Origin of the sequence: Paraburkholderia sp. (genome assembly GCF_026225065.1) — a bacterium.
Classification (GTDB): Bacteria; Pseudomonadota; Gammaproteobacteria; order Burkholderiales; family Burkholderiaceae; genus Paraburkholderia.
In genome coordinates this window covers 21,234-27,427 of the sequence record NZ_JAMFSB010000242.1, presented here as the reverse complement: position 1 = coordinate 27,427, position 6,194 = coordinate 21,234, and the positions used below count along the sequence as shown (strand labels likewise).

The 6,194-nt window shown below is 61.3% G+C and carries 5 protein-coding genes; 3 read left to right on the top strand and 2 right to left on the bottom strand.

What is annotated here, in order from left to right; all coding sequences use genetic code 11:
- On the bottom strand, positions 1-493 hold a 493-nt coding region (locus tag M0954_RS17900; RefSeq protein WP_297354633.1), incomplete at its 3' end, for a 4-phosphopantetheinyl transferase.
- A 227-nt stretch (positions 494-720) separates the two neighbouring features.
- On the bottom strand, positions 721-1,455 hold the full coding sequence (locus tag M0954_RS17895) for a Crp/Fnr family transcriptional regulator (RefSeq protein ID WP_122154504.1): 735 nt from the start codon (positions 1,453-1,455) through the stop codon (positions 721-723).
- 1,179 nt (positions 1,456-2,634) lie between these two features.
- Between M0954_RS17895 and M0954_RS17890 the strand changes: the two genes are divergently transcribed.
- The 3 genes from M0954_RS17890 (at position 2,635) to M0954_RS17880 (ending at position 6,115) form a co-directional block, all read left to right on the top strand.
- On the top strand, positions 2,635-3,168 hold the full coding sequence (locus tag M0954_RS17890; protein ID WP_122154506.1) for a GNAT family N-acetyltransferase: 534 nt from the start codon (positions 2,635-2,637) through the stop codon (positions 3,166-3,168).
- A 388-nt stretch (positions 3,169-3,556) separates the two neighbouring features.
- Complete coding sequence (locus M0954_RS17885) at positions 3,557-5,080, top strand: mannose-1-phosphate guanylyltransferase/mannose-6-phosphate isomerase (RefSeq protein ID WP_297354636.1); 1,524 nt, start codon at positions 3,557-3,559, stop codon at positions 5,078-5,080.
- Between the two features lie 333 nt (positions 5,081-5,413).
- Positions 5,414-6,115: a FadR/GntR family transcriptional regulator gene (locus tag M0954_RS17880; RefSeq protein WP_122154507.1), complete on the top strand. Its 702-nt coding sequence runs from the start codon at positions 5,414-5,416 to the stop codon at positions 6,113-6,115.
- Positions 6,116-6,194 lie beyond the last annotated feature (79 nt).

Genomic DNA, 6,194 nt, shown 5'->3' with positions numbered 1-6,194 from the left:
TGCGCGCCCAGCTTTCGAAGAAGACCTCTTGCTGTTCTGCATCCGGTAACGCGCTGAATTCCGCGCACTCCTGGATGGAGAACACTTCGAGCGGCACACACTCCTCGATCGGGCGAACGTTTTCTACATCGATGCCGACCTCGAAGCCGTTCGAGATTGCGAGCGCTGCCGCATTCTCACTGTGGCTGAGGTTGAAGCAGACCGTCCAACCCGCAGGCTGGATGTTGCAAAAAGGTTTGCCGTCAGGACCATAGTCAAGGGCAACCTGCCGCGGTGATAACCCGAGATAGCGGCTGAGGAGCTGCCTGAGTTCGCCTCGACCTGCTACGTAGCGACGGCGATGCCGTGCGAAGCGGAATTTGTCGGCGCGCTCGCGCTCCTGCGTCGACAGCAAGGCCCAGTGCCGATCGAAATCGTCAACGCAGACATCGAGATCCCACTGCCAGACATGCACTTCCTGTGCAGAGGGCGGTGTGAGGAGAGAAGAGGACATTGAAAAACCTGGATTCGACTGACAGCGACACGCATGCGTCGCGGCGCACAGGACAGCAAACCGGCGTTCAGGAGGACGCCGGCCTTATCACGCGCCCTTCGGCGCCTCTTTGGATTCGCGTTTTCGCGAATCGTGCCGCCAGAGTTCAACGAACTGGCGTAAGGACGCTCTCGAAGGCAGCGCGATGCTTCTTCTATTACTGCAGCTGCGCGAACGAAGATGAAGGCTTAGCTGACCGTGTCGGCCTGACGCATGCGCGGCAGCAACCGGTCGAACTCACGCTTCACGAGGCCGTAGCATTCGCATGCACGCGATTCCAGCGCCTTGCGGTCGAGAACCTTGATATGGCCACGGCTGTGATGGATCAGGCCGTCGTCATGCAGCTTGCCCGCTGCTTCGGTGATGCCCTCGCGCCGTACGCCGAGCATGTCCGCGATCAGTTGCTGCGTGACGGTCAGCTCATTCGAGGCGACGCGATCGATCTCGATCAGCAGCCAGCGGCACAGCTGTTTGTTGAGCGAGTGATGGCGGTTGCATGCAGCGGTCTGTGCGACTTGCGTGAGCAGAGCATGCATATAGAGCATCAGCAGGCGGCGCAGAAAGTCGGAGCGCGCGAATTGCTGGCTGAGCGCTTGCGCGGTCATGCGGTAAGCGAAACCGGCGCTTTGCACCTGCACGCGGTTAGGCATGGTCTCGCCGCCCGTCAATACCGGAACGCCCGTCATGCCTTCGCGTCCGACTGCGGCGATCTCAACCGAGCTGCCGTCTTCCATCGTCGACAACATTGAAATGATGGCGGTAGTCGGAAAATAAACGTGATGAATACGTTGTCCTGAATCGCACAGAAGCTGTTCGGTACGCAGATGGACGAGTTCGAGGTGAGGGGCGATGGCTTGCCAGTCATGGGAGGGCAATGCGCCAAGCAAATGATTGCCGTGCAGATCGGATTGAAGCGTAAGCATGATTCGGTCCTCGCGTGGAGCCGCGTGAGGCAGCTCCTTGTTTTTTCTACCCGTCTCTGCATCCGTCTTGCGTTGCCGCCTGGCGAGCGGTCATGGATCTGCAGTGCGGGCCCCGTATGGCTGTTGCGCGCCAGCGTTGTTTTTGGGTTATGTACATCGGCGCTGGTGTTGCGCTTCTCATTTAGCGAGGACTGTGCCAGCTCGTCCGGAATGAGCACTGGTGCGACGCAGCGAAGAGGTCAATGAGGGTTTGCGCTGCAAAATGTGCGTTTTTGTTTCAATTTTGTACCAGGGCCCCCCCTGGTCATGCCCGTGCCGGGAGCATTTGTTTTTGACGCAAGTCGTTGATCGGATTGCGTTAGTTTGTGTCGGACAGGCGGCGGAGCAAGGCGAACCGACGCCGAAATGCTAGCTGGGCGGGGACCATGCACCGCCGTCCAAGATGACTCAGAAATGATTCACATGTGGTTAGCGGATTGCGTGGGCTGACGCACGGAAGTGGTTTTTGATGGCAGGTTCGATGTCGACGCAACCTTCTCGAGCCGTCTACAACGAAATGCGTAGAGTGAGGCTCTATGCGCGCTGTGGGGCAGTTAGGGTATCCACCGGATTGCGCCAGCGATAAAAAAACGGCGCTTCAGTATTAATTCTGCATACCTCGAGCTCAAGTGCGGCATCTGTATCGTTCGCGTTAACCGACACCTGCTGAATCGTTCGTGAACCGTTCGGTGACGCGATGGAACGCGTGCGAACAGGCTTGTCCAGTTGACGGATTGCGAAGTGCCGCGAGCATCACGTCATGCGTGCGTGGGCCGAAGCGATGTGCGCAGATGAAGTCGACGAATCGTCCGGGACAGTCGGCGGCGCACATGCGCTGCGTGATGTTGTGTTTGTGTTCGGCTGATGCGTGACGCAAGTTGGACCACGCGATTTTCGATGCAATCTTGACTCCTGAGTCGTTGAGGCAGACATGCCGAGGTTGTGCCTGCAACGACTTGCTGTTGTCATAGATCAGGTGTAGTTCGAGGCCGTTCTGTCCTTCCCGGTTGTTCGCATTTAACTGCGTGTGACGTCTTGTCGTCGGTGCGCTTGCGCACCGAGTTTGAAAGGAGCGTCGGCGTACCTTGAGTGCATGGCAATGACCAGGTCCTGTCGAGTAAATCGCAGGAGGGGATCACAATGAACTGGAAAACGCTCGAATTCGAGCAGTGCACGGTACGAGAGTTGTATCTGATCATGCGTGCGCGCAGCGCCGTATTCGTCGTCGAACAGTCGCACCTGTGTCTCGACGCCGACGGCCGCGACGAATGCGCGTTGCACATTTTCGCGGCCGAAGATATGTCTCACGCGATGCCAATCATGGCTTACGCGCGGATTCGGCGCGCCGACGCGAAGCATCCGCAAGTGCTGCTCGACAAGGTTTTGACAAGCCCCGCGAGGCGCGGCGACGGCACCGCCGAGGAGCTGATCGAGCGGGTTCTATGGGCGACCGCAGAGCGCTGGCCGGGAATCCTCGTGCGAGTGACTGCACCGGTAGGCATGCGCGCCTTCTACGAGCAGTTTGGCTTTCGCAAGGTGGAAGGGCCGTTTCTCGACCATGGCGCGCTATCTGTCGGGTTGACGTGCCGTACGCGCAACGTCCGCGCGCCGTTGGCCTTTGCAAGGCGCGAGCGCAGCATCATGTCGGGCGCGGGTACGTTCGAGAATCTCTGAGCACGGCGGGGTGGCGCCGCGAATCGCGGTGTGCTGCCGGAGATAGCATCCATTCGCGAGTCGTCTGTCAGCGAAGAATGTTAATTATTTCGGTATTCTAATCGTTATACATGGGTGGACGGCAATGGCGTCGGTACGTCTTTCCGGGTTCGGCGCCCATGAACTCGTACAGACAGATCGACTCCGCCGGGCCCACGAGGCAGTGTGTGGGTACGAACAGAGGCGGGCCGCCTGAGCATGCTCCAATCAAGCTGTCACGCCTATTGTGTCGGATTCAATCGGGGTCGCGGGGGCTCTGAGGGTGTGCATTGGAGAGGCTCGAATGAATGATCTTGATTTGAACGAATTTACATCGCCGGTTACGCAGCACGCGCTGGCACGTGAGGCCATGGAAGACTGCGTCGTCCAGCCCGTGATTCTGGCGGGTGGCTCAGGCACGCGGCTGTGGCCGCTGTCGCGCGAGCAAAGCCCCAAGCAGCTGATCAACCTGTTCGGCGACGAGTCGCTGCTCGAATCGACGGTTCATCGGCTCGAGCGCCTCTTTGCCGGCGAGCGTCAGTCTCAGGGGGCAGCGCGTTTCCAACGGGCTGCGCCGATCGTCGTATGCGGCGGCGATCTGCAACTGGCGACGCTCGAGCGGCTCAAGCGCTGCGGCGGCGCACCTCGTGTCCTCGTCGAACCATCGCCGCGTAATACCGCGCCGGCATTGACGCTCGCCGCGCTTGCCGCCCAGGCCGATCTGCCGGATGGACCGGACCCCGTACTCATCGTTGTGCCGGCCGACCATCTGATTGCGGACAACGCGGCGTTCGTCGCGGCTCTCGCGCAAGCAGTGCTGCATGCCGCACAGGGCGCAATCGTGACGCTGGGCGTACCGCCCGAGCGGCCGGAAACAGGCTACGGCTATATCCGGATCGGCGCGCCGGTCGGGCTGCAGGGTGCGTGCGCGATCGATGGCTTCGTCGAGAAGCCGGATCGGGAACTGGCCGGACGCTACGTCGAGAGCGGCGAGTACTGGTGGAATAGCGGCATTTTCGTGGTGCGCGCGTCGGTATGGCTAGCCGCCATCGCGCGGTGCCGCCCCTTGATAGCGTCGACGTGCGCGGAGTCGTTTGCGCGGGCGTCGCTCGACAGCACCGGCGCACGCCAGTTCGATCAGGCGGCCTTCGCCGCCTGTCCTTCGGATTCGATCGACTATGCGGTGATGGAACAGGTCGGCGCCGAAGCGGGCCTGCCTGGCGTCGTCGTGCCGCTTGTCGCAGGCTGGTCCGACGTCGGCGCCTGGGATGCGGTCTGGGAGGCGTCCGGCAAGGACGCCGATGGCAACGTCGCCCGCGGCCGGGTGCTGTTCGAAGGCTCGAGCGACAGTTTCGCCCATTCGGATGGCCGGCTGGTCGCATGCGTCGGCCTGACGGGCGTGGTGGTGGTCGAAACCGCCGATGCGGTGCTGGTCGCCGCCAAGGACCGCGTCCAGGACGTGCGCGCGATTGTCAGCCGTCTCAAGGCAGAGCGCGGCTCGGAAGTGCAGGAGCACCGCAAGGTCCAGCGGCCGTGGGGTTTCTACGATTCGATCGACCGCGGCGAGCGCTTTCAGGTGAAGCGCATCGTGGTGCAGCCGGGCGGCCGTCTGTCGCTGCAGATGCATCATCATCGCGCCGAACATTGGGTGGTCGTGCGTGGCACGGCACGCGTCACGCGCGGCGAAGAGACTTTCCTGCTGTCGGAGAACCAGTCGACCTATATTCCGCTCGGCGTGACGCACCGGCTCGAGAATCCAGGCAAGACCCCGCTCGAAATCATCGAGGTGCAATCGGGCGGCTATCTGGGCGAGGACGACATCGTGCGCTTCGACGATCAATATGGCCGCGCCCCGGAGGCGGCACGTGAGATTAGCGACACTTCCGGTCGCTGAAGCGTCCGCGGCCGAAGCCAGGTTGTGCGCTGTCGGACACAAGGTGTTGTAGATCCGCCAATCGACGACGCTGCGTGCGTCGTCGCACGATGCAATCCGCGAGGCTCGCGCACGCTTATTACGCAAGCTTGGCGCGCTTCTTCGGCCAGCGCGTTACATGAACGAAACAATTCTTCAGAGGGATAACCCTGTCAGGACGTTTCCCAACTGGCGCATCTGTTTTTAAGCTAGCACCGTATCGATTAATACAACAACAAACAACACAAAACGACACACGAGGGCCGCTTGATCAACAGGCTACGCGGGGGGATAACCCGCTTCGGGGAGAGTGTCATGGAACACGGAAACAAGGATCGTTCGTTGGTCAGCAAGGTCATGGACGGGCTCGTCACGGGCATCGTCGAAGAAAAATATGGCGCTGTGCTCCCACCGCAGGATGTGTTGTCCAAAGAGTTCGACGTGAGTCGAACTGTGATGCGTGAAGCGCTGTCGATGCTGCTTGCGCGCGATATGCTCGATGTGCGGCCGAAGATAGGCACGCGCATCAGGCCGATGCGCGACTGGCGGATGATCGATGAGGATGTCGTGAGTTGGCGCTTTCGTGCAAAGCCCGATCCGATGTTTCTGCGCGATGTGATTGAGTTTCGCATCCTGATCGAGCCGCGTGCGTGCGCTCAGGCGGCGGCGCGCGGCAGTGCGGCGGATATTGCCGGGATCCGCGATGCCTACGATGCGTTTCGTACCATCCGGCCGGGCGAGGCCGGCTATCAGGCGGCCGACGAACTACTGCACACGCGCATCGTGGTGGCGAGCGGCAACCAGTTCTTCCAGCAGATGGCTGCGATCATCCGCGGCGCGCTGGCGGCTGCCAATCCCATCGTGACGGCCAAGCCGGGCGCGTGGGAGACCGTGGTGGCGAACCACGGGCGGGTGGTCGCGGCGATCGAGCGGCGCGATGCGAAGGAAGCGGAAGCGGCTTCGCTCGCGTTGATCGATTTCACCGCGGAAGAGATCGGCAGCACGTTTTCGGCTTAGTGGGCCGTTCGCGGCTGCGTGCGACTGGGGGACCTGGGCGACAATGACGCCTGGTCTCTACCGCACCGGAACTCGAACG